This window comes from Paenibacillus vietnamensis (genome assembly GCF_020169515.1).
Taxonomy (GTDB): Bacteria; Bacillota; Bacilli; order Paenibacillales; family Paenibacillaceae; genus Pristimantibacillus; species Pristimantibacillus vietnamensis.
Window position 1 is genome coordinate 211,456 of the sequence record NZ_JAHMHW010000002.1, and the last position, 26,329, is coordinate 237,784.

25 protein-coding genes are annotated in these 26,329 nt (G+C 54.9%); 1 reads left to right on the forward strand and 24 read right to left on the reverse strand.

Going from position 1 to position 26,329, the window contains the following annotated elements; genetic code table 11:
• Positions 1-10 precede the first annotated feature (10 nt).
• From recO to KP806_RS06070, 21 genes are all read right to left on the reverse strand, one after another.
• Entirely contained in the window at positions 11-754 is a 744-nt protein-coding gene (recO, locus tag KP806_RS05970; RefSeq protein WP_224722660.1) for a DNA repair protein RecO, read from the reverse strand.
• A gap of 158 nt (positions 755-912) precedes the next feature.
• Entirely contained in the window at positions 913-1,071 is a 159-nt protein-coding gene (locus KP806_RS05975) for a YqzL family protein (RefSeq protein WP_224722661.1), read from the reverse strand.
• A gap of 100 nt (positions 1,072-1,171) precedes the next feature.
• Positions 1,172-2,095 (reverse strand): GTPase Era, encoded by a 924-nt coding sequence (gene era / locus KP806_RS05980; protein ID WP_224722662.1) that lies wholly within the window; start codon positions 2,093-2,095, stop codon positions 1,172-1,174.
• Position 2,096: 1 nt separating this feature from the next.
• Complete coding sequence (cdd, locus tag KP806_RS05985; protein ID WP_224722663.1) at positions 2,097-2,537, reverse strand: cytidine deaminase; 441 nt, start codon at positions 2,535-2,537, stop codon at positions 2,097-2,099.
• A gap of 22 nt (positions 2,538-2,559) precedes the next feature.
• On the reverse strand, positions 2,560-2,922 hold the full coding sequence (locus KP806_RS05990) for a diacylglycerol kinase family protein (RefSeq protein WP_224722664.1): 363 nt from the start codon (positions 2,920-2,922) through the stop codon (positions 2,560-2,562).
• Entirely contained in the window at positions 2,922-3,419 is a 498-nt protein-coding gene (gene ybeY / locus KP806_RS05995) for an rRNA maturation RNase YbeY (protein ID WP_224722665.1), read from the reverse strand. The genes KP806_RS05990 and ybeY overlap by 1 nt, the downstream gene beginning before the upstream one ends.
• Complete coding sequence (locus KP806_RS06000) at positions 3,416-5,662, reverse strand: HD family phosphohydrolase (RefSeq protein ID WP_224722666.1); 2,247 nt, start codon at positions 5,660-5,662, stop codon at positions 3,416-3,418. Before KP806_RS06000 ends, ybeY begins: the two co-directional genes overlap by 4 nt.
• Before the next feature lie 17 nt (positions 5,663-5,679).
• Positions 5,680-6,654, reverse strand: coding sequence for a PhoH family protein (locus KP806_RS06005; RefSeq protein WP_397376363.1), 975 nt, complete (start codon positions 6,652-6,654; stop codon positions 5,680-5,682).
• 3 nt (positions 6,655-6,657) lie between these two features.
• On the reverse strand, positions 6,658-7,851 hold the full coding sequence (gene yqfD, locus KP806_RS06010; RefSeq protein WP_224722667.1) for a sporulation protein YqfD: 1,194 nt from the start codon (positions 7,849-7,851) through the stop codon (positions 6,658-6,660).
• Between the two features lie 48 nt (positions 7,852-7,899).
• Positions 7,900-8,181 (reverse strand): sporulation protein YqfC, encoded by a 282-nt coding sequence (gene yqfC / locus KP806_RS06015; RefSeq protein WP_224722668.1) that lies wholly within the window; start codon positions 8,179-8,181, stop codon positions 7,900-7,902.
• A 187-nt stretch (positions 8,182-8,368) separates the two neighbouring features.
• The gene (locus KP806_RS06020) at positions 8,369-8,869 is read right to left on the reverse strand and encodes a hypothetical protein (protein ID WP_224722669.1); all 501 of its coding nucleotides are present in this window, start codon (positions 8,867-8,869) and stop codon (positions 8,369-8,371) included.
• Between the two features lie 51 nt (positions 8,870-8,920).
• Positions 8,921-9,910: a flotillin-like protein FloA gene (gene floA / locus KP806_RS06025; protein WP_224722670.1), complete on the reverse strand. Its 990-nt coding sequence runs from the start codon at positions 9,908-9,910 to the stop codon at positions 8,921-8,923.
• A 31-nt stretch (positions 9,911-9,941) separates the two neighbouring features.
• Positions 9,942-11,315, reverse strand: a complete 1,374-nt coding sequence (locus KP806_RS06030) for an NfeD family protein (RefSeq protein ID WP_224722671.1) — start codon at positions 11,313-11,315, stop codon at positions 9,942-9,944.
• Between the two features lie 155 nt (positions 11,316-11,470).
• Positions 11,471-11,914, reverse strand: a complete 444-nt coding sequence (locus KP806_RS06035) for a GatB/YqeY domain-containing protein (RefSeq protein WP_224722672.1) — start codon at positions 11,912-11,914, stop codon at positions 11,471-11,473.
• Between the two features lie 15 nt (positions 11,915-11,929).
• Positions 11,930-12,103, reverse strand: coding sequence for a 30S ribosomal protein S21 (gene rpsU, locus KP806_RS06040; protein WP_005547957.1), 174 nt, complete (start codon positions 12,101-12,103; stop codon positions 11,930-11,932).
• Between the two features lie 85 nt (positions 12,104-12,188).
• Positions 12,189-12,542, reverse strand: a complete 354-nt coding sequence (locus KP806_RS06045; protein WP_224722673.1) for a histidine triad nucleotide-binding protein — start codon at positions 12,540-12,542, stop codon at positions 12,189-12,191.
• Positions 12,543-12,665: 123 nt separating this feature from the next.
• Positions 12,666-12,989 (reverse strand): hypothetical protein, encoded by a 324-nt coding sequence (locus KP806_RS06050; RefSeq protein WP_224722674.1) that lies wholly within the window; start codon positions 12,987-12,989, stop codon positions 12,666-12,668.
• A 72-nt stretch (positions 12,990-13,061) separates the two neighbouring features.
• On the reverse strand, positions 13,062-13,670 hold the full coding sequence (locus KP806_RS06055) for a hypothetical protein (RefSeq protein WP_224722675.1): 609 nt from the start codon (positions 13,668-13,670) through the stop codon (positions 13,062-13,064).
• Positions 13,671-13,704: 34 nt separating this feature from the next.
• Complete coding sequence (gene addA / locus KP806_RS06060; protein ID WP_224722676.1) at positions 13,705-17,568, reverse strand: helicase-exonuclease AddAB subunit AddA; 3,864 nt, start codon at positions 17,566-17,568, stop codon at positions 13,705-13,707.
• Between the two features lie 6 nt (positions 17,569-17,574).
• A complete protein-coding gene (gene addB / locus KP806_RS06065; RefSeq protein ID WP_224722677.1) occupies positions 17,575-21,075 on the reverse strand; it encodes a helicase-exonuclease AddAB subunit AddB in 3,501 nt (1,166 codons plus the stop codon).
• A 32-nt stretch (positions 21,076-21,107) separates the two neighbouring features.
• Positions 21,108-22,472 (reverse strand): class I SAM-dependent rRNA methyltransferase, encoded by a 1,365-nt coding sequence (locus KP806_RS06070; RefSeq protein WP_224722678.1) that lies wholly within the window; start codon positions 22,470-22,472, stop codon positions 21,108-21,110.
• A gap of 102 nt (positions 22,473-22,574) precedes the next feature.
• Here KP806_RS06070 and KP806_RS06075 point away from each other — a divergent pair, with 102 nt between their 5' ends.
• On the forward strand, positions 22,575-23,549 hold the full coding sequence (locus KP806_RS06075; RefSeq protein ID WP_224722679.1) for a Na/Pi cotransporter family protein: 975 nt from the start codon (positions 22,575-22,577) through the stop codon (positions 23,547-23,549).
• Here the strand turns inward: KP806_RS06075 and KP806_RS06080 are convergent.
• The 3 genes from KP806_RS06080 to KP806_RS06090 all read right to left on the reverse strand — a co-directional run bounded on the left by KP806_RS06080 (position 23,546) and on the right by KP806_RS06090 (position 26,295).
• Positions 23,546-23,983 (reverse strand): NUDIX hydrolase, encoded by a 438-nt coding sequence (locus KP806_RS06080; RefSeq protein WP_224722680.1) that lies wholly within the window; start codon positions 23,981-23,983, stop codon positions 23,546-23,548. The genes KP806_RS06075 and KP806_RS06080 overlap by 4 nt on opposite strands.
• Before the next feature lie 111 nt (positions 23,984-24,094).
• A complete protein-coding gene (mtaB, locus tag KP806_RS06085; protein WP_224722681.1) occupies positions 24,095-25,504 on the reverse strand; it encodes a tRNA (N(6)-L-threonylcarbamoyladenosine(37)-C(2))-methylthiotransferase MtaB in 1,410 nt (469 codons plus the stop codon).
• 5 nt (positions 25,505-25,509) lie between these two features.
• Positions 25,510-26,295 (reverse strand): RsmE family RNA methyltransferase, encoded by a 786-nt coding sequence (locus KP806_RS06090; RefSeq protein ID WP_224722682.1) that lies wholly within the window; start codon positions 26,293-26,295, stop codon positions 25,510-25,512.
• Positions 26,296-26,329 lie beyond the last annotated feature (34 nt).

Sequence of the window (26,329 nt, forward strand, 5' to 3'; positions counted from 1 at the left end):
CAATTATCAATTAAAGCAGTTGCTCCAGCTGATCGAGAAAATGACGTGATTTAAGCTGAAAGCCCAGATGAGTGTCGATCAGCATGCGCATGCATTTTTTCAATTCCTTTTTCGTTTCCGGCTTCACCTGAATGCTGCCCAGCCTGCGCATGTCCATCCGCCTGAACAGCTTCAGCAGCTTGTATGCCCCTTCTCCAAGCAGGATGGAGCCGCTGTCCTTCCCGGCGCAGCGGGAGCACAATATTCCGCCGGCATGCGGCGACAGCCTGAACGGACCGACCCGGTTGCCGCAGCTCACGCATTCATCCATCTCTGGCGCGTAGCCCGATAAGTCGAGAATACGCATTTCGTACAGGTGAATGACGATTTGCGCATCCTTCCCTTCCTCAAGCGCATTGAGACAAGCATTCAGCTGCTCGAAATGAAAGCCGGTCGCTTCGTCGTCCAGTACCGCACGATCCGTCAGCTCGGCCGCATAGGAAGCGTAAGCCGCCAAATCCAGCTGTTCGCGCAAATGATGATGGGACTCAATAATTTCGCCGTGATTTAACGTTCCGAGACCGCTCGTTCGGAAATAGACGAATTCTCCGTATGTAAAGGGCTGCGATAGCGAAGAATGCTTGCTTTTTACTTTTTTGGCCCCGCGGACTAAGACGCCCGCTTTCCCGTTTGTTTTGGTCAGCACGGTAATGATTTTGTTGCCTTCCCCGTAATCCATGCTGCGTATGACAATTCCGAAGACACGGTATAACATGAAGCTCACTCCCCCTGAACGCAAAAACGGAAGCGCTCCTTCCGCTCGAGGCGCGCTTCCGTTTCGCGACGACATTCCTGTAATCCGCAGCAAGTGCAGTGCCGGTCTATCCTCGTATTATACGAATATCAGCCTAATCGATAATGGCATCGGTCCGGTCAGACGGAAGCTTCGTCCGGCTCCGCTCCAGCCGGCTCTTCCTCGGCTGCAGCCTGCGATGCGGCGTTATCGGCGCCGAATTGATTCATTTCCTTGTAAAGCATGAAGGATTCGACATCCCCGGTCAACGTAAAATACTTCCACGAAAAATCTCGCATTCGTATTCATCCCTTTCGTTCCCCTGAAATGCAGCTCCAGACGTTATTAGGATGTGATACCGGGCCGATGTCTATCCTTAGAAAAATTCGTCAAATCCGCTCAGTCATGCCTGAAGCCCAAATCCTTCAGCACACGTTCCTGATTGCGCCAGTCCTTCTTTACCTTAACCCACAGCTCCAGGAAAATGCGGGAGCCAAGCAGCGCTTCAATATCCTTACGCGCCTGCTTTCCGACTTCCTTCAGCAGCTCGCCCTTTTTCCCGATAATGATTCCTTTCTGGGAATCCCGTTCGACGAAAATGACCGCCCCGATATAGACGACTCCGTTTTCCTTTACGCGCATATCTTCAATCGTCACCGCGATCGAATGGGGAATTTCCTCGCGCGTCATATGCAAAATTTTCTCGCGGATCAGCTCGGAACATACGAACTGCTCCGGATGATCCGTAATTTGATCTGCCGGGTAATATTGCGGCCCTTCAGGCAAATAACGTGAAATTTGCTCAAGCAGCGTCTCTACGTTATTCCCGTTCAGCGCCGAAATCGGAATAATTTCCGCAAATTCGTACAGCTCGTTATATTGTGTGATCATTGGAAGAAGCTGCTCCGGCTCCACTTTGTCGATTTTGTTCATGACAAGGAAGACGGGCGTTTTCACTTTTTTCAGCTGCTCAATAATGAAGCGGTCGCCCCCGCCGAGCCCCTCCGACACATCGACCAAAAACAATGCGGCCTCCACTTCCTTCAGCGCGCTTTCGGCGGTTTGCATCATATAGTTGCCCAGCTTGGATTGCGGTTTATGAATGCCCGGCGTGTCCAAAAAAACGATTTGCGTATCGTTTGTCGTATAAACGCCATGGATTTTGTTTCGGGTTGTTTGCGGTTTGTCCGACATAATCGCAATTTTCTGGCCGATGAGATGATTCATCAATGTAGATTTGCCGACATTCGGCCTGCCTATAATTGCGACAAAGCCCGAACGGAATTTTTTGTTATCGCGGTCTTTGGTTGTTGTTCGATTCATTCTATTGTTTAGCGCTCCCATTCTCTAAAGATGCCGGGGTAAATGCGCCCGGCAGAATATCGGAAACGGTCGAGACCGACCATTTCCCGTTTAAGCTGCCCATTACGACCGGCATATCGGGCGGGCATAGCTCCACTAATACTTGCCGGCAAACGCCGCAGGGGGCAATCGGCTCTTCAGTATCGCCGATCACCGCAATCGCATCGAACTGTCCCGGACGTTTGCCGTCGGCTACCGCACGAAACAAGGCCGTCCGTTCCGCGCAATTCGTAGGGCCGTAAGCCGCATTTTCCACATTGCAGCCATAGTGGATATGTCCCTCGTCGTCCAGCAGCGCGGCGCCCACTTTAAAGCCGGAATACGGGCTGTACGCACGCGCCATCGCTTCCTTCGCAGCAGCCAGCAGGCCGGCATATCGTTCCTGCAATCCATTGTACGCCATTTACATATCCCCCAACCAGCGTTTATTGAAACAGCATACGCCATAAGGGCGGCCCGAGAATAAGCAGCCCGATGACGATGGACAAAATCGCGGCTATCAATACGGCGCCGGCGGCCGTATCCTTCGCAAGCTTGGCGAGCGGATGAATGCCGGGGCTTGCCAGATCCACCACCTGCTCGATAGCCGTATTCATCATTTCCGCGCTCATAACGACCGTGATAGCCAGCAAAATGACCGTCCATTCCAGCGGTTTCAGCTCCACAATGAATCCTAAACCGCAAACGGCGACGGCTGCTCCCACATGAACCCGCATGTGACTTTGCGTCCGAATCGCAAAGCCGATACCGGAAAACGCGGCGCCAAAGCTGCGAATGACCTTATTCATTAACGCGACAAGCCCGCTTTCTGCAAAATGGCTTCTTGCTTGGCCGTCATGATTGCTTCGGTTTCCTCGTCCTGATGGTCATAACCGATCAGATGAAGAAAGCCGTGCACGAACAAAAATCCGATCTCCCGCTCAAGCGAATGTCCGTATTCCTCGCTTTGTCTGGCTGCCGTCTCGACGGAAATGATAATGTCGCCCAGCATGCCGGAAATCGGGTCGTTCTCGTCCTCGCTTTCAACCTCGAAGATGATATCAAGCTCTTCCGTTCCATCCTCCTGCATAGCAAATGACAGCACATCGGTCGGCCTGTCTATGCCGCGGTATTCGCGGTTCAGCTGATGAATCTCTTCGTCATCCGTAAAGGTGAGAGACACGTCGCCGTCCGTCATGCCTTCCTCCTCGGCCGCCAGCTTCAGCAGCTGCTCCAGTCTCGTGATCCAGCTTTCCGGTATTTCCACTATTTGTTGCTCATTGCTCCAATCAAGCTGCAAGCTCATCCCATACGCTCCTTTGCCTTGACATCCTCCGGATATTCGATGCGTGAATGGAAAATGCCAATCACGCTTTCTTTCAGCGATTGCGCTATTTTGTCAAGCTCCTTCAGCGTCAAATCGCATTCATTGTACTGGTTATCGTCCAGTCTGCTTTTAATGATTTTGTGAATCATCGCTTCCACCTGCTCCACCGTCGGATTGCGCAGGCTCCTGACAGCCGCTTCCACGCAATCGGCGATTCCGACGACCGCCGCTTCCTTCGATTGGGCTTTAGGGCCCGGATACCGGAAGTCGTCCTCCGTAAAGGATGGCTCGATGCCCTGCTCCTCCGCCTGCTTCAACGCCTTGTAATAGAAAAATTTCAGAGAGGTCGTTCCATGATGCTGCTCGGCGATGTCGCGGATCGGCTTCGGAATATTATGCCCTTTCAGCATGTCGACGCCGTCTCTTGCATGCGCAACGATGATCGATTTGCTCAGCTTCGGATCGATCGTGTCGTGCGGATTCTCGATATTCGACTGGTTCTCGATAAAATAATTGGGCCGCTTCGTCTTCCCAATGTCATGGTAGAACGAGCCGACCCGGCACAGCAGTCCGTCCGCCCCGATAGCTTCCGCCGCCGCTTCCGAAAGATTGCCGACCATGACGCTGTGATGATAGGTGCCCGGCGTTTCCGTCAGCAGCTTGCGCAGCAGCGGATGGTTCGGATTCGACAGCTCCACCAGCTTTAGCGCCGACAAGATGCCGAATGTGACTTCAAAGAAAGGCATCAGGCCGATGACCAGAACGGCCGTTATGAGACCGCTGGCAAATGCGAACGAGATGGAATACATAAAGGAAACGCGCTCCAGCTGCTCGGTAAGCAGCAGTATCGCCAGCACCGATAAAGAGCCGAATAAGCTCACCATAATGCCGGCCTTCAGAATCGTCGATCGCTGGCTTGCCCGGTGAATGGAGAACAGCGCGGCAAACGATACGGCGATAATGAAAAAGCCGTATTGAAAATCGAAGATTTGCTGCTGTCCTGTGTTCAAAATAATGCTGCCCATAATCGCGAACAAAATCGAGCTGACCATCGCCAGATGCATATCCAGCAGCAACGTAATCAGCATCGTTCCAAGCGCCGCTGGAGCCAAATATCCGGCATACGGAGCGCTGTCCGTCTGGGTAAGCGAAATGATCTGAATCGTAATAATATTGATCAAAAAGATAAGCCAGAGCATGAGCAGGGAAGCGTTGTTGTATTTCGGCTTCACCCCGTTTATGCTCCCCGATTGATGCAAATAAGCGTACAGCACAACGATAAACATGATCGACATGACAAGCAGCCCAAGCTGCGGCCAGTAGTTCTGTTTGTCCTGCAGCAGGGAGGAATCGGAAAGCAGCTTGTACAAATCGGGAGTAATCGTTTGTCCGCGCTTGACGATCAGCTCTCCCTCTTTGTAGACGACGGGCGGCGTGTTCTGCTTCGCTTGAACCTTTGCTTCGTCCGTTGCGGTCTTGTCCAAAAACTTGTTCGGCATAATCGCGAACCTAGCCAGCTCTTGCACGATTTCACGGCTCGTGCGGCTCGACAGAGAGCTTGCGTTCACCAGCTCCGCTACCTGCGTCCGTGCCGTCTCCGCCTCGCGCAGCTGCTCGCTCGTCAGCTTGCGGACGATATCGCGGGCAACCAGGCGCATCTCCGATAAAGTTTCGGCTGACAAATTCGGTATTTTGTAGAACGTTTCCTCAGGAATCGTATATTCCTGCTCCTTGGCAACCGTCGCCATCTCCTCGAGAAGCTCGTCGTTGTAAGTCCCGCTTCCTTTGTTGACCTTGACGAAATTGTCGATGTATTCGGAATAGCGGCCTGGAATCTCGTTCCGGTAAATATCGATTTTGTTCTGAACGGTCACCTGGTCATCCTGATTCAGCTGTTCGATACGCACAAAAATTTGATCAACCAGCGTTTCGTTGCGAAGCGGCACGATTGAATATATAAAATCAATCTTCGCCGCCGCTTCCTCTTCCGCTTCCCTGGTTGCTTTCTCGTCCTTAATCTGGAAAGGCGCCTTAATATCCTTCTCGCTTACGGCGCCTTCCTCAATGTCGTACGTTTCGGGGACGACGTGAGGAGCCAAGCTGAAATAGAACAGCAGCACAAACATTAACATCAGCGCCCAGCGAACGGCTGCGCTATGCTTCCAACCCGCCGTCTTAGCTGGCCGCAAGCCCCCCTGTTTTCCGGTCTGATTTTGGTTCATGCAGCAGACATTCCTCTCTAGGCTTTGTTTTCGGCGTCCAAATTATAGGCCGTAATAATTTTCTGAACAAGCGAATGCCGGACGACATCCTGCTCAGAGAATTGAATTATGCCGATTTCCTCGATGTTCTTCAAAATTCGCTGCGACTCGATCAAACCGGAGCTTTTACCCCTTGGAAGATCGATCTGCGTTACATCGCCAGTAATGACCATCTTCGATCCGAAGCCGAGCCTTGTCAAAAACATTTTCATCTGCTCGGGAGTCGTATTCTGCGCCTCGTCCAAAATAATAAACGCGTCGTCGAGCGTGCGGCCGCGCATATACGCAAGCGGCGCGATCTCGATCATGCCCCGTTCGATCGCTTTCACCGTCTGTTCCGGCCCCAGCACGTCATGAAGCGCATCGTAAAGCGGACGCAAGTACGGATCCACCTTCTCTTGAAGATCGCCCGGCAAAAATCCGAGATTTTCCCCGGCCTCGACCGCCGGCCTCGTCAGGACAATGCGCTTGACAGAGCCTTCCTTCAAAGCCGATACGGCCAGTACGACGGCCAAATACGTTTTGCCTGTTCCGGCAGGCCCGATGCCGAAGACGATATCGAGCTTGCGGATCGTCTTCACGTAATGGCGTTGTCCGATCGTCTTCACGCGGATCGGCTTCCCGCGGAACGTCGTTGCGATTTCTTTCTTGAACAAGTCTAGCAGCTCTTCCGCCTGCATGCTCCTTGCAAGCTCGAAGGCGTAAGCGATATCCCTCTCGGAAGGGTTGTAACCTCCACGAACGAGCTGCAAAAGGACGCTGTAGAACTGTTCAAGCGAATCAACCTCGCCGGCCGGTCCCGAAATGACAATTTCCGCTTCGCGAGAAGCAATCGTTGCTTCCACCTGCTCCTGCAGAAGTCGCAAATACTTGTCCTGCGGGCCAAACAAGGCTAATCCTTCCGCTGCGCTGCCCAGCGGTATCTTTACTGATTTTGTGTCTATTTGCAACAATACTCAATCTCCTTGCATCTGAATTAGTGGCATTTCGGCTACGATAGATTGATCGACTTCAAAAAGAACTTTCATATAAACTTTACCATTCTCAGCCTTTTCATGCAAAACAATTTCGTTCCTTACGACAGCATCCGAGCCTGCTTTTATGAGCAAATCCGCTTTCGCCTGCAATATGCCGACATTCTTCGCCTCGGCTTCCGTCAGCGTTCGATTTTCCAGCCTCATTTCCATGACCGTTTCCTTTAAGCGTCCGATCGGAAGCGTCCATTTGCGCCAGGAGGCTTTCTCCTCGTGCTGGATCGTTTCGGATTGTCCAAACGGATCGTCCCCGAATCCGCTTACCTTTAGCGCTCTCGAACCAATAACGGCGTACCACTTCGTTTTTTTCTCGCCTGTGTATACTTTAACCTGCTGAACCAGCGGGGATTCGATTTCGAATTCGTACCACACCAGTCCCCGCACTTTCCCCTTTGCCACGACCGTCTTCGAGTGCTCTTCCCCGCCGATCGTTCCGGAAATTAAAGTTTGTCCTTTTTTAACCTTTGTGTTTTTCTTTACGACCGGCCTGCCGGCTTCCGCAATAATTTCAGTCACTACGGCGTCTGCCGAAGCGATGAGGTGCCGCGGATTTTGCGGGGAAGGCAGGTCGGGTATCGTCTGCTCCACAACCTTGATAATGACCTTCGTGCCCGATTTCTCAACACCGACCCATGAGGAGCCCGGCAGCTTCTGCACCAGCCGCTTGGACAATACATCTGAGCCGGGCAGCCTGAACGACCACTGAAGGGGGTAGATGCCCTCCTGCTTTGCGACTGCGCGGATCTGATCCTCGGACAGCTTTACGTTTCCTTGAACATCAACGCTCCATACCAGCGACGAGAGCATAAAGAGTAGACCGAAAAACAGAACCATACCGCCGGCAAACAGCTTTCTCCGCTCTGCCTTGACCAGCCAGAACGGCAAACCTTTCCTCTTGTGCACGTGGGCTCTGCAGCCTGTCTGCTTTAAATACGGCCGAAGCGAAAAGAAATCATTCACCGTAACCTCGAATTCGAGCAAGCCCTCGCTTGTCCAACGGATGGAAGACAGAGCAAGCCCGCCTGCAAGTGCCTGATTGACAAGCTGCTCAGGTTGTCCCCCGCGAATATGAACGGTGACGATCCCGCTCAACCATTGTGTGCCGTTTATGCCCATACGCTTTCTCCTCCCGGCTTTTATTAAGATGCAATCGGTCCGTATTCTCTATTTGGGAATGAACTGAATATTGGTTATGACGCCTTCCACAAACACTTCCTCCGTCCAAATCGTGCGTATGACAAGCTCGCTGCCGTTAACCTCCAGCTCCCCGTTGCTTAAGGATAGTCGCAGCCGCTCGTTAGAGAAGTGAATGACTCCCCGGTGATTTTCAATATATAATTGCCGGTCGCCGATCATCGTCAGACGCGGCAAGTCATACACGACGTCATGCGGCATATCCAGCAGCTCAGCCGTCATTTTACGGAATTTACGTTTAATATGACGCATGGATGAGTTTGCCTCCTTTAAGGTTTGTGCAGCTTCGGCAGAGCATTATGTACTATACCAAAATATGCGGTCCGGCCGATAAATATGAGATGAAACTGCACTGTTTCCCGCTTCGTTCATCCTTCCGTTCCCGTTCAACCCTAAAACAAAGAAACGCCCTCGCAGCAAGCTGCAAAGGCGTTTTTTCTTACTTTCTATAGGGTCTTTTGGCGCGCGGCGGACCAAGCACCTCTGCCCAAATCACGGCCTTGCGCAGGTCGTCCGAACTGATTTTTTCGGCTGCAGGGCTTTTGCCCCCGTGCCCGGAAGCGGCAGCAGACACCGCTTTTGCTTTTTGCGCAGCCGCTCGCTGAAGCGAACGCTCCATCGCCGTTATGCCCGAAGCTTGAGGCGCTTCCTTTCCGCTCTCCTGGCGTATCGTCCCTGACTCCGAGGTACGCGCAGGCTGCGAGTCCTGGTTCCGGTAAACGGGCGTGTACTCCGTCTGGGCGGCACGCGGTTCTTCAGACCTCGTCCCTGCATCCGAATCAGCAGTTTTCCTGCGTAAAATGCCGCCGCCGCCGAAATCCGGCATCCGCCCGGGCTGTTTTTTCGCCGCCCCCGCTTTTCTGAACAAGGACGCCAGAAACCCAACGATAATGACCACGATAAAAATATTGTTTAACAAAAACTCAAGAATTCTTGTCATGCCCTTCACCTCCAAGGCGCGTTATGCGCTGCACCGTGTCCGGGCGTTAGCTTAACGGCCGTCCTTCGTGTCGGTCGGGCCTTCCGTCTTGCCGATGGAGCTGCGCATCTGGGTGTCGGCCTCGATATTTTTCAAATTCAAATAGTCCATGACGCCGATTTTTCCGCTCTTAAGCGCTTCCGCCATAGCAAGCGGCACCTGCGATTCAGACTCGACGACACGGGCTTCCATTTCGACGACCTTCGCTTTGTTTTCCTGCTCTTGGGCGACCGCCATCGCGCGGCGTTCCTCGGCCTTTGCTTGGGCGATCTTCTTATCCGCCTCGGCTTGCTCGGTTTGCAAATGGGCACCGATGTTTTTGCCTACGTCTACATCCGCAATATCGATCGAAAGAATTTCGAATGCCGTTCCGGCGTCAAGCCCCTTGCCAAGCACTGTGCGCGAGATCATATCCGGGTTTTCCAATACATCCTTATGCGAGTTCGAAGAGCCGACCGTCGTCACAATCCCTTCGCCGACACGCGCAATAATCGTTTCCTCGCCTGCGCCGCCTACCAGCCTGTCGATGTTGGCGCGCACCGTTACACGTGCCTTTACCTTCACCTCGATACCGTCCTTGGCAACCGCGGCGACGATCGGCGTTTCAATGACCCTCGGATTAACGCTCATCTGCACCGCCTGCAGCACGTCGCGACCTGCAAGGTCAATTGCAGCCGCCCGTTCGAAAATAAGCGGAATATTGGCGCGCTGGGCGGCTATGAGAGCGTTGACGACCCGGTCCACGTTACCGCCGGCCAGGAAGTGGCTTTCCAGCTGGTTGATGCTGAGGCCAAGACCGGCCTTGGTCGCCTTGATCAGAGGATTGACGATTCTGCTCGGCACTACGCGGCGCAGGCGCATCGCGACCAGCGTAATAATCCCGACCCTGACCCCGGATGCCAGTGCGGATATCCAAAGCATAATCGGAAAAAAGCTTAAAAACACGGACAATACCACAATGCCTATCACGACTAAAATTAAAACGTATAAAATAGGATCCATGCAGCCTTACCTCCAAGTGTTGTTTTCATTTTTATTGCTCCGTTACTTCGGTTACGACTACCCACGTGCCTTCCGCTTTCACCACTTTCACCTTGCGCTTCACATCGATGAACTCGCCCGATGTAACGACATCGATGCGTCTGTCCCCGATAATCACCGTTCCGGACGGACGCAGCGGCGTAATCGTTATCCCCTCTTGCCCGAGAAGAGATTCCTTCGTTTCAGCCGGAACGTAACCCTCTTCTTTCGTCAGCTTCTCCCGCAAAATAAACTTGTTCCATATGCCGCGGTTTTTGTACTTTGCGGCGATCACGGCAACAATGATCACAGCAGCGGTGAAAGCGATTACGATCGAGATAAAGGCGGTCATCGGATCCGGTGCCGCAATTACGATGCCGGCAATCAAGGCTATGCTTCCCAATATGCCAAGTATGCCGAAGCTTGGAACGAACACCTCAATAATGAGCAGTGCCAATCCCAATATAAACAGAACGATAGACTCCATACCCGCGAAGCCGGCCACATAATGACCGAAGAAATACAAGCCGAACGATAAAATGCCTACGATTCCAGGCGCTCCGAAACCCGGGACGAGAAGCTCGATGGCTACGCCGGCAATGCCCAAAATCATTAACACCGTTGCCACGACGGGATTGACGAGCCATCTTGCAACCGCTTCTGCGGGCGAAAGGTTCATCACCACTTGTTCCCGCTGCTCCAGTCCAAGCCACTTCACCACTTCGTCGACGGAATTGGCCGTCAAATCCGAATACCCCAGCTTCTCCGCTTCGCTAGCGGATAAGGTCAATATCTCACCCGCCTTTTTGTCACGGCCGATTTTGTCCTTCAGCGTAAGCTCCGTTTTCGGATCGACCATTGCGGCGGCAATTTGATCGTCCCGGCCGTTTAGCGCGGCAGCCTCCATCATTTCCTTCACCCAAAAGGATACTGTTTTTGGATTGTCGATTAAAGTGCCCGCGCCGTCTACAACTGCCGCCGCGCCGATCGTACTTCCGGGCTGCATCACGATCTTATCGGCATTGAGCGCAATATAGGTGCCTGCCGATACGGCCTTCCCTTCTACGAATGCGGTAGTCGGTATGCTGCTGGAACGGACAAGATGCCCGATATGCTCCGCGCTGTCGATCCGGCCTCCGAATGTGTTGACGACCAGAACGATATGCTCGGCTTTCGCTTCCTCGGCTTCTTTGAAAGCCCGCTCCAGAAATGACTGAAGCCCTGACTCGACTGACTGCTTCACAGGCACAATGTACACTGCCGGACCGGCCTTCGATTCTGCATTCGCACCTTCGGGAATGGTCCCGATTAACCCCGCGGCGGCCGCAATCAATAATCCAAACAGCAGCAATAACGTTAACGGCCTGCGGGTTCGCCGTCGGTTCATCTGCAAGTAGGCTCCTCCTTTTTCGAGTATTGTTCCCATTTACGTTAAAAAATTAAAAAAGTTTCATAAGGTGAAACTAAATTTTCCCTGCCCGTCCGAACGCAAATAAAAAAAACACCTCCCGAAGGAGGTGTTTCGTGTGTCCGAATGTATAGTTACTTCAGAAGCTGCTGTACGAACTGATTTACTAGTTTACCGTCAGCGCGACCCTTCGTTTTTGGCATAAGGGCACTCATAACTTTTCCCATATCGGCTTTGGAAGAAGCACCGAGTTCATGGATGGTCTGCGATACTATCTCTTGAATCTCTTCTTCAGTCAGCTGCTGGGGAAGGTATTGACTAATAATTTCAATTTCTACAACAAGATCCGCAACTAAATCATCACGGCCGGCTTTTTTAAATTCTTGGAGGGAATCTTTACGTTGTTTGATTTCGCGACTCAATATGTCAAGCACTTCGCTGTCCTCCAAAGGACGCTTCAAATCGATTTCCAAGTTCTTCACCGACGCTCGCATCATACGAATGACGGTCAGCTTGAACTTGTCCTGATTCTTCATGGCTTGCTTCATATCGTCGGTCAATCTCTCGCTCAGGTTCATTATGGAAGGATCCTCCTAAAACTTTCTCTTACGCGCAGCCTCAGACTTTTTCTTGCGCTTTACACTTGGCTTTTCATAATGCTTGCGTTTTTTCACCTCAGCTAGAACCCCATCTTTAGCGATGGAACGTTTAAAGCGGCGAAGCGCAGCATCGATAGTTTCGTTTTTGCGAACTTTAGTTTCAGACACCAGTTTTCCCTCCCTCCGAAACAGACCGTCCAGAGCTAATACACGGTTTATCAAATTTCATTATATGTCAAACTAAAAGGCAGTGTCAACTTTTGATCTCTCCCAAAATTGGAGAAAGCTTCGAGCCGCCTAAAAGATGCACATGCAGGTGATACACAACTTGTCCGCCGTCCTGATTCACATTGTTCACAAGACGGTAGCCGGACTCGGCAATGCCTTGCTCCCTCGCGATTTGACGGGCTGCGGCGAACAGCTCCGCTACAAGGGGGCCGTCTTCTTCAGTCACGTCGTTCATCGTCGGGATATGTTTTTTCGGGATGATCAATATATGTACGGGAGCCGCTGGCGAGATATCGTGAAAGGCTACGATTCTCTCATTCTCGAATACCTTCTTCGACGGAATGGTTCCTTCGGTTATTTTGCAAAAAATGCAGTCCACAGGGTTCACCCCCTTATGCGTTCTATGCATCTATCATACAAAAAAATCCGGCCCGCGTCCAACCCGCGCATTTGCCGGCGGGCTGAGCATGCACAGCCGCGCCGGATTTCATGGAGCGTCCGCTCAAAAAAAAGGCAGCAGCGATAAGGCCAGCAGCGAATATAGCGGAAACACCTGGCGGACGAAGCGCCTGCGCGGATAATACGGATACGGATAAAGCGGATATCCGAACGGAGGATAACCGTACGGTCCGAACGGCGGAACGAACGCCCTGGCGTCGCTTTCGTGCATTCCGCACGGAACGGCCAGGCATACGACTTCGTCGTCCATGTATTCGATGAATCCGTCGCAGCACATCCCGTCATGAGTCTGCGCCAAAACATAGCGGTGCATATGATCCTCGCACCACTTTTTCATGTCCTGTTGACCCGATACTTGATTTTCCATGGAATCAGCCTCCTGTCAATCCATCATATTCACAGGTAGGCATTTGGCTACTTGAGGCTTCAAAAATGTGGGCTAAGCAGCGTTGTATTCGCCAATTAGCTGCTGCAGCTTAGCGACGCGATCCAGCCAGTCGGCTCCGGCGGCCAGACGGATCAAAGCCGTCCGGTTATCTGCGATACTGGCATTCAAGCCGCCGACCGCTTCCGCCATCCGGTCCGCATACTCCTTCAAAACGTTCAATTTCTCCCTGTCCGTATCCTTCAACGGACCTTCATAAGCTCCGGGCGGCTGCAGAAAAATCGCATCCACTTTGCCTGCGAACGAAGCGAATGCCTCTTCATCGATTTTGGTCCCGTCCGGCGCCAGCCGCTTGGCCGCGGCAGCAAGCTCTAGCAGGGAGCCTCTCTTTTGGATAGCCATCCCCGCCATGACGAGCGCGGCCTGCCGCTCCTCCATCCCCCGGCTTTGAATGAGCGTATCAAGCTGGACGGACAGCTCCTCGAAAAATTGTCCGGCTGTCATCGCGTCTTCGTAAATGGTTTTTCCTGTTTCGAATTTGCTGTCCTGCTGGCGCTGCAAAGCTTGCGAATAAAGAAAAACGTTGCCAATCAGACTGAATACCAGCAGGATTAGCGTGATGGGCAATGCAGCGGAGCGCTTGCCCGTTTGTTGCTGCTCCAATGCTTTTACCTCCTCAATGCTTGTCGTTGATCATTTACATTTGTACCGATTGTCCGCCATCAAAGAAGAAGACATGGCACTCGTTCACTTTCCGCCCGATAACCGATTCGATCGCCTCAGCGTACAGCTCCAGCTGGAAACGGTGGCGCTCCGCCGCTTCCGCCCACTGCCCCTTGTAAATCCGGTCGGTCTTGTAATCGAGCAGCACGACGCCGCGGTCGTCTTCGAACAGGCAGTCGATTACGCCCTGGATTAATATCGGCTCCGACGTCAGACTGCCGTCTGCCCCGGGATATACGCGATCAGCCGGAAATAGGCAGCTGAACGGCACCTCGCGCCGGACCCAATCGGCATGCAGCAGTCGGGTTCCCAGCTCGCTTCGGAAAAACTGCGCCACAGCCTGAATATCGATTGCTTGAGCCTGTTTGCTCGTCAGCAGCCGCCTCTCGACCATGCCCGCCAAAGCGTGCTGGAGTACCTCGCAGTCAGGCGCTTCAGACAAATCTACATGCTGCATAAGCAAGTGATTGACGGTGCCTTTCTCCGCTGCCGACAGCGAAATTTCCTCCATGAAAGCGGGACGGCGCAGCCTGAACGAATAACTGCCCGGCGGCTGGATCGCTCCCCCTCTGTCATCATCGTCCGTTTCTTTTCCGCTCCCGCCGTTAAATTGCCCCATGAATAGCGGCTCCGCATCCTCCGGTATTTCTGCATGCAGCCGTTTCATTTCCGTCACGGACGTTTTTGCGGCAAGTGCGGCGGCGTGCCTATGAGGATACTCCCACTCGAGCCTCTCTCTCAGCTCCTCGTCCCGCTCCTCCTGCTCCAGCACGGACGAGGACGTTACCGCCTGCAGCCTCTCCGCCATTTCGTCATCCGGCTGCTCCGCATGCTCCATCGCAGCAGCAGCGTCACTGCCGAATGCGGTTGCGGAGACGATCCCTGCCTGCCAATTCGAGTGGGCGGCAGACTCCTCTTCAGGCAAGCCCCCGCTGCCGGCAAGCTGCCTGGCTGCAAGCGGTCCGAGCCAATCGATGAAAGAGCGAGCAGAGGCGATATGAAAGTCGGACAAGGAGCCTTGCCCGTCGATCGAAGACAGCCAGCGGTTAAGCTTCGCCACCGCATCCGAAACGGTGCCAACCAGAAACATCTTTTCCTTGGGGCGGGTAAGGGCCACGTACAAAATGCGCATTTCCTCCGCAAGCATTTCCATGCGCATCGCTCTCCGGATCGCCAAATACGGCAATGACGGGTAGCTGACGCGCAAGTTCAGGTCAACGAACCGCGGGCCGAAGCCCAGCTCCTTGTGCTTCAGGAAGGCGCTCCTGATGTCCTGCTGGTTAAATTGCTTGCCTAAGCCGGCAGCGAACACAACCGGAAACTCCAGCCCTTTGCTCTTATGGATCGACATGATGCGGACGACATCCTCCTGCTCTCCTAAGGCCCTGGCCGTGCCCAAATCGCCTCCGCTGTCGCGCATCCGCTCGATAAAGCGCAAAAACCGGAACAGGCCCCGGAAGGAGGTCGCCTCGTATTGCCTAGCCCGGTCGTGCAGCGCCCTCAAATTCGCCTGACGCTGCATGCCGCCGGGCAGCCCCCCGACAAAATCGTAATAGCCGGTCTCCCTGTAAATCTCCCACAGCAAATCGGCGAGGGAGCCTTGCCTAGCCTCACTCCGCCACCTGTCCAGGCTGTCAAGGAAACGGGAAAGCTTGCCCCGCGTCTCTTCCTCCAGCAGCAGGTCCCCCGCAGCTTGCAGCACGGCATCGTAATACGAGGAATTTGCGGATAAAATCCGGATCCGGGAAAGCTCCTCGGCATTGATGGAGAAAATAGGAGAGCGAAGCGCCGCCGCAAGCGGAATATCCTGATACGGATTGTCGATGACACGCAGCAGCGAGAGCATTGTTTCCACTTCGATCGCGTCAAAATATCCGCTGTTTAGTTCCGCATAAGCCGGTATTCCGGCCGCTTGCAGCTCTTCAATGATTACAGGAGCCCACTGCTGCGTAGCCCGCAGCAAGATGACGACGTCCCTCCATTGCAGAGGCCGCTTCTCGCGGCGTTTGCCGTCGTATACTTGAAAATCCCTTTCCCTGAGCAAATGAAGCTGCTGTGCGATCCAGCGCGCCTCGAGCTGAGCGGTTTTCAGTTCAGCCGCCGCTTCCGCCGCGGATGTCTGCTGCGCGTAATCCGGATCATCGGGGGCATCGGCCTGATCTTCGCCCGATTCATCTTCGCCGCCTGCATCCGCCGCCCCTTTGTTCAGCACTGCAAATTCGACGACACAGCTGCCATCAGGACTTGCAGGGGGATACGAGGCTCCGCAGACGAGCTCGGCCCGCTCGTCGTATTCCATCTCGGCTACGCTTTCCCGCATGATCGAATGAAAGACGGCATTGACGCCGTCGACGACCTCGGCCCGGCTGCGGAAGTTACGGGCCAAATCGATCCGCAAGCCTTGCGGCCCTCCTTCATCCGCAGATTCCTGCAGACCGGCTCCATAGGCTTTATATTTCTGAAGAAAGAGCTTCGGCTCTGCTAGCCGGAATCGGTAAATGCTTTGCTTGACGTCCCCTACCATAAACCGGTTGCCGCGGCCCGGTCGCTCGATCAGCGACACGATCGCTTCCTGAACCATGTTCGTATCCTGATATTCGTCCAGCAAAATTTCGTCGAACTGCCGCTGGTATTCAAGCGCCGCAATCGATGGCATCAGGTTGTCCGGAGCGGATGCCGGGTCGCGGAGAATGCGCAGGCAATAATGCTCCAGATCGCCGAAATCAAGCAAGCCCTTTGCCCGCTTCGCTTCTTCGTACCCAAGAGCAAACTCTGCCGTCAAATCGGCGAGCGCGCGCATAAGCGGAGCAAGCTCCTGCAGCTCCTCCACGAACTGCCCGGCCGGCCGGCCGAACAACTCGTCCCCGAGCGTCGTAACGAGCTTCTTGGCCTGATCTCTCAGCTCCTTTGCCTTCTCCTGCAATCCCTTGTCATACTCCGAGCCGCGCATCGCCTTCAGCTTACCGAATGCCGCGGTCTGAAAAGGTCCGAACCAATATTCCCAATCCGTCGTCCTGACCGTTTCGAGAAGACCGTTCACAAGCTCCAGATCCTCGTCGAACGATGCAGCGTACGGAGCCGGTCCCGCCGGCTCGCGGGTCAGCCGAAGGGCCTGCTCGAGCAGCGACCGCGCTCCTTCCAGGGTAAGCAGAATATCCGCTTTCAGGCTGGATACCCATTCGCTGTCCCGAAGCTCCTGTGCGCTTCCGACATGGAACGCATCCGCCGTCTGACTCAGCCAATGCTCCGGCCAAGGGTGGCTTTGGGAGAAATCGTACAGCTGCAGGACAAGCCGGTACAGCGGCTCGTCACCGCGCTCTCCGCCGTAACGGTCGGCAAGACGCAAGAAAGCCCCATCGTCACCGGCGCCTTCGTACTTCCGTTCGAACAGCTGGTCCAGCACGTCCAGCCGCAGCAGCTCGCTTTCCGTCTCGTTTGCGATGCGAAAGCCCGGATCAAGCCCGATTAACGGATAAAACCGCCGGATGACATCCAGGCAAAACGAGTGCAGCGTCGTGATCGAGGCGCGGTTCATCAATGCGAGCTGACGCCGCAAATGCTCGGAATCCGGCTGCTTCTCGAGCTCCTTCTCGAGCGCGAGCCGGATGCGGTCCTTCATCTCGGCAGCCGCGGCTTTCGTGAAGGTGGCGACGAGCAGCCGGTCGACGTCGGTACTGTCCGATATTTTCCGGATGATCCTCTCGACCAGAACGGCTGTTTTGCCGGAGCCGGCCGCAGCCGCTACGAGAATGTTGGAGCCGCTGGTCACGATAGCGTCCCATTGGTCGTCCGTCCATGTCGAGTGCTCCGGCTTCGGCGAATCCTTAGCAGTATGCATCCTTCCCTAATCCCCCTCGAGCTGCCGCCAAACTTGATCCTTAGAAGGCTTCATCAGCTTTTTGTACTCATTTCCGTCAAACTGCGGGTCGAATTGGCAAACCGCCTTATAGCCGCAATATTGGCACGGCGTCTTAGTTCCCAGGCGGTATGGTTCGATCGAAACCTCCCCGTCCTTGATCGCCCCGCCGATCCGGCTTATCGTCCCTCTGATCGAGCTTCTCAGCACATCCCACTGCTCCCCTGTCACGACCGACGAGGTGCTGTAGAAGGTGCCGTCCCGCTTCAAGGCTACGGGAACAAGCTCGGAATAACCGCTGTCAAGCTCGCCGTCCATAAGACGTACCGTCGAGGCATCAGCCGTGACAAGTCCTTTCGTCTTGTAGCGCTTCAGCAGCTTGCCGTTAATATCGGCCGTATCCGCCGCATTCGGAAGCGCAAGAATAGGGTTATGGACATGAAAATACAAGACGCCTGCAGGCGAGGCGGGCTGTCCGAGCCATTTCTCGGCATGTGTGAGCAGCACGTCCAAATAAGTGAGCATTTGCAGAGAAAGCCCGTTTGCCACCTCATCCAGTCTGAGCTGGGTCGAGCTGGATTTGTAGTCCAAAATGCGAAGCAGCAGACCCTGCTCCGATTCGGCGGCATCGACCCGATCGATCCTGCCGATAATCTCAATTTCTCCGCCGCCGGGCAGGGGCAGCCGAAGCGCCGGCAGCGTCCCGCCGGGGCCGAAATCCAGCTCCGTTCCGACGGGCTGAAATTCCGCCCTTCTGGCATGCTCTCCGAGCATTAACGCGGCTTGTCCGACGATCTCCTTGAGCTTCCGGGCGATATATTGAAATCTGCTGCTGCTGAGCAAAATTTGCGATTGCAGCTTGGGCGCCAGCTCGTCAACCGCCTTGGATGCCGCGGATTTGAGCTCGGCGGCCGGGAGCTGCCCCCATTGTTTTCCCAGCTGCCCGGCCAGCTTGCTTAACGCCGCATGAAAGAGCTGCCCGACATCCGGCGCTTCCAGACGGTACAGCTTGCGTTCGCGCAGCTTGAGCCCGTGAATCGCAAAATGCTGGAACGGACAGGACACGAAACGTTCCATGCGGGAGACGCTGACCTGCAGCTTGCTGCCGTATAATTGCCGCGCCGTCAATTTCGTCAGACGAGATTCCTGGTTCTCGTAAGTCAGCGAGCGGGTTAGCAGCTGCAGCTTGTCCTGCCACTCCGGCCGGACGGCATACCAGTTATAAATATCCCACCAGAACGGGCTCATGGCCGCCCCTTGCTTCCAATTGCGGATAGCGGCAATCAAGTAAGATAAGGTGCGGACGGGCCGCGCGACAAAGCTTCTTTGTTGCTCTGCAGGCAATGCAGGCGACGGCTCGGCCGGCAGGCTTTGGACCGTCAAGCCGGGAAACAGCTGCCGGAGATGACGGACGATTTCGGAAGGGAGCAGCGTTTTCCCTTCTTCGTCCGCCAGCGCCCAGCTGAGCCAGAGGTGACGGCTAGGCGTAGTGAGAGCGTTATATATCATGAACCTCTCGTCCAGCAGCCGCCTGCGGACGCCGGGTGCCATCGCAAGCCCCGACTCGGCCAGCAGCTCCCGCTCCGCTTCGGTCAAAATGCCGTCTTCCTTCACGCGCATCGGCATAACCCCGTCATTCGCGCCTAAAACATAGCAGACCTGCACTTTGCCTGAGCGCGTGCGGTCCATGCTGCCGATCAGCACTTGATCGAGCGCAGGCGGCACGGCGGCAAGCTTCAGGCTGTCCAGACCGGCCTCAACCATTCCGCTGAACAGCTCAGGCGATACCTGCTGAGTTCCCGCGAGCTCGACCAGCTGGTCGAGCAGCAGCATCACGCTTTCCCAAAGCTGCCGGTGGCTTCTGGCACGCCGGGTTTTTCCCGCCTCCAGATCCTGCGCGCTCCACGCTTCCAGCCGGTCGGCGCAGGCAGCTTCGTCTAGCAGCCGGTATAAGGCCAGACACATCTCCTTAACGTCAGCCGCTTTTTTAAGCGCCTCTCCGAAACGGCGAAGCGGAGGCACAATCGCCTCTCTTGCCGCAAGCACGGTATCGAACTCCTGCTTTGCTTTCTCCGGGACGGCCGTTTCGATGTCGGTATCGTCCTCGAGAGAGACGGACACAAGCGGGCGCCAGCTCTTGCCGTCCAGCCACTTCCAGCCGTCAATGCCTGCTGCGAGCGCATAATTTTCTAGCCTGTCGAACCATTCGCGGGGAATGTAGCCGTCCGTCCCGAACAGCATCTCTGTTTTGACGCAGCGGAATACCGCATCGTACCTCCACCCGAACAAAACGGTTTCCAGTGCGGAACGGATAAATTCCACAAGCGGATGGTGGAAAGCTTTTTCCTTCTGATCGACAAAAAAAGGAATTTCGTAATCTGCAAAAATGAGGGAAATATAATCGGTATACTCCTCCGCGTTCCGGACCATGACAGCCATATCCCGCCAGCGCAGCTTCTCTGTCCGCGCTCTGCGGACGATATCCCTGGCAATCTCCTCTACCTCCGCTCTGCGGTTTGCGGCTGCATGCAGCGAAACTCCGCGCCTTGGTTCTTGGTTATCCGGCATAAGCATCGGCACACGGCCGCCAAAGTGCTTCTCCAGGTGCGCTAACATCGCGCTTCCTTTAAACCTGTGCGGCTGCGCATCGTTTAGCATGACGGGCGGCAAAACGTCGGCTTCGTGAGCCGCAGCCAGCTCCGCCAGCTTCAAGCAGGTCTCGGCCGTCGGGTGAAACAACTCCAGCTCATGCGGAAGCTCTCCCGGCATATAGGCGCGGTCGAGCGTAAGCGTAACGGTGATGTCGGCGCCCGCCGCGATCAAGGCTCCGAGCGCTTCGTATTCCGTCGGCGTAAAGCCGTAGAAGCCGTCAATCCATATGACGGCGTCTTTCATAGACGGAGCGGCGGCAAAGCCGTTCCGCAAATAATCCAAATAATCCTCGGAATCGATATACATTCCCGCAAGCTCTTTCTCCATATGGCTGTAAATCAGCTGCAGGTCATGCAGCTTCCGGTTTAACAGGGCGGACCGCGCCGCGCCGCCTTGTCCGTCGTTCAGCCTGCTGCTAAGCAGCTCCGCATCGATGCCATAGCGCTTCCATTCCGTTATCAGCTCGGCTAGCCGGTCTATGAAGCCGGGCTGGTCCGCGCCGCTTTGAAACAGCTCAAGCTCCCGGCCAAGCCGGTGAACGAGCTTGTACAGCAGCATGTGCTTGCCCGTGTCGTTAATCGGAACGAGAGCCGTACCGCCCGTCTCCTGCATGACCCGGAAGGCCAGCCTTCGAAAGCTTAGCGCCTGCGCCCTGATCGTACCCTGCAGCCCGCTGCTTTGGAGCAGAGCGTATTCCGTCTGAAAGGTCGCCTGCTCCGGCACAAGCATGATGAGCGGCGGGCCATCCGGCTGCAAACGCAGCTTCTCCCTTATTTCATTCAAGCAATAGGTCGTTTTCCCGGTTCCCGAGCGCCCAATAACAAAACGAAGCGGCATGTGCAACTCTCCCGTCTTTACTTATTCAAGAATCAAGATTGCTTGCTTCTCACTTCGAAAATCGCAAATTTCAAATAGTGACCTTCGCTTACGCCGAGCAGCTGAGGGTGATCCTTTCCGGCTGCGCGCCATTCCACCAGACGCAGCAGCTTGCCAGCATCGACAGCCGCTTCGTGTATCGTTTCCAGAAACAGCTCCGGCTTCATATGGTACGAGCAGCTCGCCGTCACGAGATATCCTCCCTCATTCACCAGCTTCAGACCTTGGAGATTAATATCCTTGTAGCCGCGGCAAGCGCCCGCTACCGCCCCTTTCGTCTTCGCGAAAGCCGGCGGATCCAGGATGACGACATCCCATGTCCGTCCGCCGCTCTCCAGCTTTTTGGACGTATCGCTGCCGCCCTGGCTGCGCTGTTTGCGTTCGTCGATGCCCTTCACCTGCGTCCGCAAATAATCGAAAGCGTCGGCAACGACAAATTCAACCCGGTCTGAAAAGCCGTTCCGCTCCACATTCCGTTTAGCTGTCTCTATTGCATGCTCCGACACGTCGAGGCAGGTGACCTTCTTTGCCCCGTATTTGCACGCATGGAGTGTAAAGCTCCCTGTATGCGCAAAGCATTCCAGCACGGTGGCGCCGTCCCAATATGGAAACGTTACGGTTTTTCCGTTTGCGTTAACGGGAATAAAGCCGTGCTCCTGTCCAGAATCGTCAGGGACGAGGCGAATGCCGCTTCTGGTGCCCCAGCCGGTCATTAGCGGCGCAATAGCGGCGCGATTTTCGCGCTGGTCGAAAAAGTAACCCGTTTTTTGCCCTTCCACGATATCGACCTCAAGCTTCAGCCCGTTCTCTTCGATTTCGAGAATCGGCGGACAGTCACCGTACAGGACGCCCTTCCTTTCTTCCAGCCCTTCCAGCGTCCGGACGCTTACGTCGCTTCTCTCGTAAATGCCGCGCGGAGCGAATACATCTACCAGCGCTTCGAGCAGCTCGGTGCGCCTGACATCCATGCCGAGCGTCAGAATTTGCAGCACCAGCACGTCGTTAAACCGGTCAACGACCAGACCGGGCAGAAAATCCGCTTCACCGTACACGAGGCGGCAATCGGCGTCCTTCACGAACCGTCTGCGATGCTCTGCGCATTGGCGCAGCCGGCTGCGGAAAAACTCCGCATCCATCGCTGCGATCGGCTCGTAGGAGACGATTCTCACCCGGATTTGGGAATTCGGGTTCCAATAGCCTGTTGCGAGATAACGCCCCTGGTGATTGACGACGTCAACCAAATCGCCCGGCTGCGCTTCGCCCTCCAGACGGTCGGCCTCTGTCGCGTACACCCAAGGATGGCCCTGCTCCAAACGTTTTTTTCTTGCTTTCAGTAACCATAGTTTCGGATTGCTCATCTTTCAAGTCTCCTCTTCCTGACGCTTGTCATGCTTGTCTACCAAAAAGCATATGTATACATACGAAACGAACCTTACGCCTACGAAGAAGGAGACCGTCTCATGCTTCATACGATTCTCATTCCCATGCTGCTAGGATTTTCCGTGTTCCTATGCGGCATGAAGCTGATGGAGCTGGCGCTTCACCGGCTTGCAGGCCCTTATCTGAATGCGGCGCTGGAGCGTTCGACCGCGACGCCGCTGCACGGTTTGGCCGTCGGAACGGTAACGACCGCTTTTCTGCAGAGCAGCACGGCTGTCACGGTCATCGCCATCGGCATGGTGAACGCAAAACTTCTCTCTTTTCCCCGCACCTTGGGCATCATCCTCGGCACGAATATCGGCACATGCATTACGACCGAATTGATCGGGCTGAATTTGAACAAGCTGGCATCGCCGCTGCTCTTCGCCTCGATCGGGGCCTGGCTCCTGACAGCGCTGCTTGGCGAAATTCGCCTGTTCCCGGCGCTGCACGGCATGAAATGGCTGGAGCCTCTGCGGTACTCCTCCATCGCGCTGTGCGGATTTGCCTTACTGCTGACTGGCATGACCATGATGCAGGCGGTAGGTCCCGCCGTGCAGGAAAGCCAAATGTTCGGCTGGTTTCTTGCAAAATCGGGCGAAAGCCTTTGGTGGGGTCTTGCCGCCGGCGCCGTTCTGACCGCGGCCGTACACAGCAGTGCGGCCGTCATTGCGATCATCATGGGCTTCGTATCACTGGGCGCGATGCCGCCCGAGCTTGGCGTTGCCGTCGTCATCGGCGCCAATATCGGAACATGTGCGACCGCCTTGCTGGCGTCGATCGGCGGCTCCAAGGCCGGGCTATACGTCGCCTACGCCCATATCGTTCTGAACGTAGGCGGAGCGCTGCTGTTTATGCCATTCATTCACGAGCTGAGCGCCGTCTCCGGCGCGCTATCCTCATCCGCAGCTTCCCAGATCGCCCACGCACAGACGATTTTCAACATTGCGAGCTCGCTGATTGCCCTGCCATTCTGCTATCTGAAGCCTTTAACAAAACTGGGGAGCGCCGTTTAACGCGGATCCACCTCGATACCAAGCAGCTGCAGCGCACCGGCTACGATCCGATGGTTGTTATCGTAGCCGGAATTTTTTTGGCGTTTCCAGGCTTCAAGCGGATCGAACCAGTCGACTCCCCGTATTTCCTCCACCTGCGCCTGCAACGTACCGCCAACGGCTTCCACCAAATAATAATGCACCTCTTTATCGACCTTGCCTAACGTTTGATGGTCGTATTGATACTTGATTTGGTCGATGGGAGCGATAATGCTGCCGATCAGCCCCGTTTCCTCGGCAATTTCACGCAAAGCGGTTTGCTCGACGGTTTCCCCCGGCTCCATCTTGCCTTTCGGCAGGGAAACTTTGCCGTATCGGTCCTGAATGAGCTGGATTTGCAGCTTTCCTTGATCGGTATGGCGGTATACGACGCCGCCCGCAGAAATTTCCTTCATAAGAGGCACCCCTTGCAACGTTTGATATTAAGTATATGCAGCAAAGGATTCCTCCATCTATTCCGTCATTGGAATCGATAAGCAAAGGAATCCTCCGCGGGTCATGAACCTTTATGCATTCAGCCGGATAGCTTCCGGACGCTCTTGCGCGAAGCTGAAGAGCTCTTGCTCCTGATCAGGAGCGCTTACAGGCAGCGGCTTTGCGTCGAGAACGCGGACAAGCTGCCCGCGGCTTTCATTGACGTCCGCTTCCGTCACTTTCACCCGGCAAAGCTGGCCGATCAACGATTCGTCTCCTTCGAACACAACTTGAATATAGTTGTCGGTATACCCCATGACGAGTCCCGAGCCAGGGGCGCCCTTGTATTCCCGTTCCGGAATGACGTCGAGCACTTGGCCGACAAATTGCTTGGCGTATTGCAGCTGCATTTTCTCGGACAGATCGATAAGCTTATGAACCCGTTCGTTTTTCACTTCTTCATCGACTTGATCTTCCATACGCGCCGCAGGGGTCCCTGTCCGTTTGGAATATGGGAATACGTGCATTTCCGCAAACTGAAGCTCCTCCATAAACCGGTAGCCCTTCTCGAACATTTCCTCCGTTTCGCCGGGGAAGCCGACGATGACGTCGGTCGTAATCGCGACGCCAGGCATCGCCTCGTGAAGACGTTTGATTTTGGCCGCAAACTCTTCCGTCGTATATTTCCGGCGCATCCGCTTAAGCACGGTGTTGTCCCCGGCCTGAAGCGGAATATGAAGATGGCGGCACATTTTGCTGGAACGGTTAAGCACGTCGATCATCGCATCGTCGATCTGGCTGGCCTCGATCGAGCTGATCCGGATACGCTCCAGCCCCTCTACCTTGTCCAAATCCCACAGCAGGCTGGTTAAATTGTAGTTTTCCATGTCGTCGCCGTAGCCGCCGGTATGAATACCTGTCAGAACGATTTCCTTGTAGCCTGAAGCCACGAGCTTTCTGGCTTGCTCCAGCACGCTCTCCGCAGCCCGGCTGCGGGACAAGCCGCGGGACCACGGAATAATGCAGAACGTGCAGAAGTTGTTGCAGCCTTCCTGGATTTTCAGAAAAGCGCGCGTACGCTCGGAAAAATCAGGCACGTCCAGCTCTTCGAAATCGCGCGTTTTCATAATGTTGCGAACCGCGTTCACCGGCTTACGGTCCGTTTGAATCTGATTGACGAACGTCATGATTTTGTCGCGGTCCTGCGTACCGATGACGAGATCCACGCCTTCGATGGCCATAATTTCCGCTGGTGAGGTTTGCGCGTAGCAGCCCGTTACCGCAATGACGGCATCCGGATTCCGGCGTACGGCACGCCTAATAATTTGCCGGCTTTTTTTGTCCCCCGTATTGGTAACCGTACAAGTATTAATCAAATATACGTCGGCGGTCGATTCGAAATCGACCTGCTCGTAGCCTTCCTGCTTAAACAGCTGCCAGATCGCTTCCGTGTCGTAGAAGTTCACCTTGCAGCCTAGCGTATAAAATGCGACCGTTGGCATGATGGTCACGCTCCTCCCATTTCACCTGATTCATATAGTAAGCAGGTTAATCCTACGATTCCTGCCGTTTCCGTTCTCAAAATTCGTTTTCCCAAGCCGACCAGCACGGCTCCGGCCGCTTCCGCTTCCGATGCTTCCCGCTCCGTGAAGCCGCCCTCCGGACCGACGATGAGCAGTACGGCAGGCGCAGCGATGGATTCCCGCTCTCCTGAACCGTCCATCCATTCCCGTACCGCGCTGCGGATTCCTTTACCGTGAGCAGCGTCGCCTTCTCTCTCGTAACAGAACAAAACGAGATCATAGGAGCTGATTAAGACGAGCAGCTCGCGCCAGCTGTGCACCTGCTCGATTTCAGGTATGCGGCTGCGGTGGGACTGCTCGGCTGCTTCCTTGGCGATTTTGGTCCAGCGCTCGATCCGCTTCGCTTCCTTCTTCGCGTCGTACTGCACCACCATCCGCTCGGACTCGTACGGGATAAACGAGTACGCGCCAATTTCCGTCCCCTTTTGGATGACGAGCTCCATCTTGTCGCCCTTCGGCAAGCTTTGCGCAATCGTGACGGACCATGCCGGCTCGCTTGCGTGAGGCAGCATTTGAATAATATCGGCCGTAATTTGCATTGGCGTAGCTTCTCTCACGGCGACGAGCGCCGTTCGGCTCTCGCCGTCGCTGACGATAAACTTGTCGCCAGGCTTAGTGCGCATGACCCGGACGGCATGATAGGCGTCCTCGCCGGTTACGCGAATATCGGAATCGCCAAATTGCTTGGCCGAAATGAAATATCGTTGCATCGTTGTCGTCAAACCACCCTTAAACAAATTCCAT

Excerpts from the sequence above, each read along its gene's own strand:
- recO (WP_224722660.1), bottom strand. The coding sequence starts at position 754 with ATGTTATACCGTGTCTTCGGAATTGTCATACGCAGCATGGATTACGGG.
- KP806_RS05975 (WP_224722661.1), bottom strand. The coding sequence starts at position 1,071 with ATGCGAGATTTTTCGTGGAAGTATTTTACGTTGACCGGGGATGTCGAA.
- era (WP_224722662.1), bottom strand. The coding sequence starts at position 2,095 with ATGAATCGAACAACAACCAAAGACCGCGATAACAAAAAATTCCGTTCG.
- cdd (WP_224722663.1), bottom strand. The coding sequence starts at position 2,537 with ATGGCGTACAATGGATTGCAGGAACGATATGCCGGCCTGCTGGCTGCT.
- KP806_RS05990 (WP_224722664.1), bottom strand. The coding sequence starts at position 2,922 with ATGAATAAGGTCATTCGCAGCTTTGGCGCCGCGTTTTCCGGTATCGGC.
- ybeY (WP_224722665.1), bottom strand. The coding sequence starts at position 3,419 with ATGAGCTTGCAGCTTGATTGGAGCAATGAGCAACAAATAGTGGAAATA.
- KP806_RS06000 (WP_224722666.1), bottom strand. The coding sequence starts at position 5,662 with ATGAACCAAAATCAGACCGGAAAACAGGGGGGCTTGCGGCCAGCTAAG.
- yqfD (WP_224722667.1), bottom strand. The coding sequence starts at position 7,851 with ATGGGCATAAACGGCACACAATGGTTGAGCGGGATCGTCACCGTTCAT.
- yqfC (WP_224722668.1), bottom strand. The coding sequence starts at position 8,181 with ATGCGTCATATTAAACGTAAATTCCGTAAAATGACGGCTGAGCTGCTG.
- KP806_RS06020 (WP_224722669.1), bottom strand. The coding sequence starts at position 8,869 with ATGACAAGAATTCTTGAGTTTTTGTTAAACAATATTTTTATCGTGGTC.
- floA (WP_224722670.1), bottom strand. The coding sequence starts at position 9,910 with ATGGATCCTATTTTATACGTTTTAATTTTAGTCGTGATAGGCATTGTG.
- KP806_RS06030 (WP_224722671.1), bottom strand. The coding sequence starts at position 11,315 with ATGAACCGACGGCGAACCCGCAGGCCGTTAACGTTATTGCTGCTGTTT.
- KP806_RS06035 (WP_224722672.1), bottom strand. The coding sequence starts at position 11,914 with ATGAACCTGAGCGAGAGATTGACCGACGATATGAAGCAAGCCATGAAG.
- KP806_RS06050 (WP_224722674.1), bottom strand. The coding sequence starts at position 12,989 with ATGGAAAATCAAGTATCGGGTCAACAGGACATGAAAAAGTGGTGCGAG.
- addA (WP_224722676.1), bottom strand. The coding sequence starts at position 17,568 with ATGCATACTGCTAAGGATTCGCCGAAGCCGGAGCACTCGACATGGACG.
- addB (WP_224722677.1), bottom strand. The coding sequence starts at position 21,075 with ATGCCGCTTCGTTTTGTTATTGGGCGCTCGGGAACCGGGAAAACGACC.
- KP806_RS06070 (WP_224722678.1), bottom strand. The coding sequence starts at position 22,472 with ATGAGCAATCCGAAACTATGGTTACTGAAAGCAAGAAAAAAACGTTTG.
- KP806_RS06075 (WP_224722679.1), top strand. The coding sequence starts at position 22,575 with ATGCTTCATACGATTCTCATTCCCATGCTGCTAGGATTTTCCGTGTTC.
- KP806_RS06080 (WP_224722680.1), bottom strand. The coding sequence starts at position 23,983 with ATGAAGGAAATTTCTGCGGGCGGCGTCGTATACCGCCATACCGATCAA.
- mtaB (WP_224722681.1), bottom strand. The coding sequence starts at position 25,504 with ATGCCAACGGTCGCATTTTATACGCTAGGCTGCAAGGTGAACTTCTAC.
- KP806_RS06090 (WP_224722682.1), bottom strand. The coding sequence starts at position 26,295 with ATGCAACGATATTTCATTTCGGCCAAGCAATTTGGCGATTCCGATATT.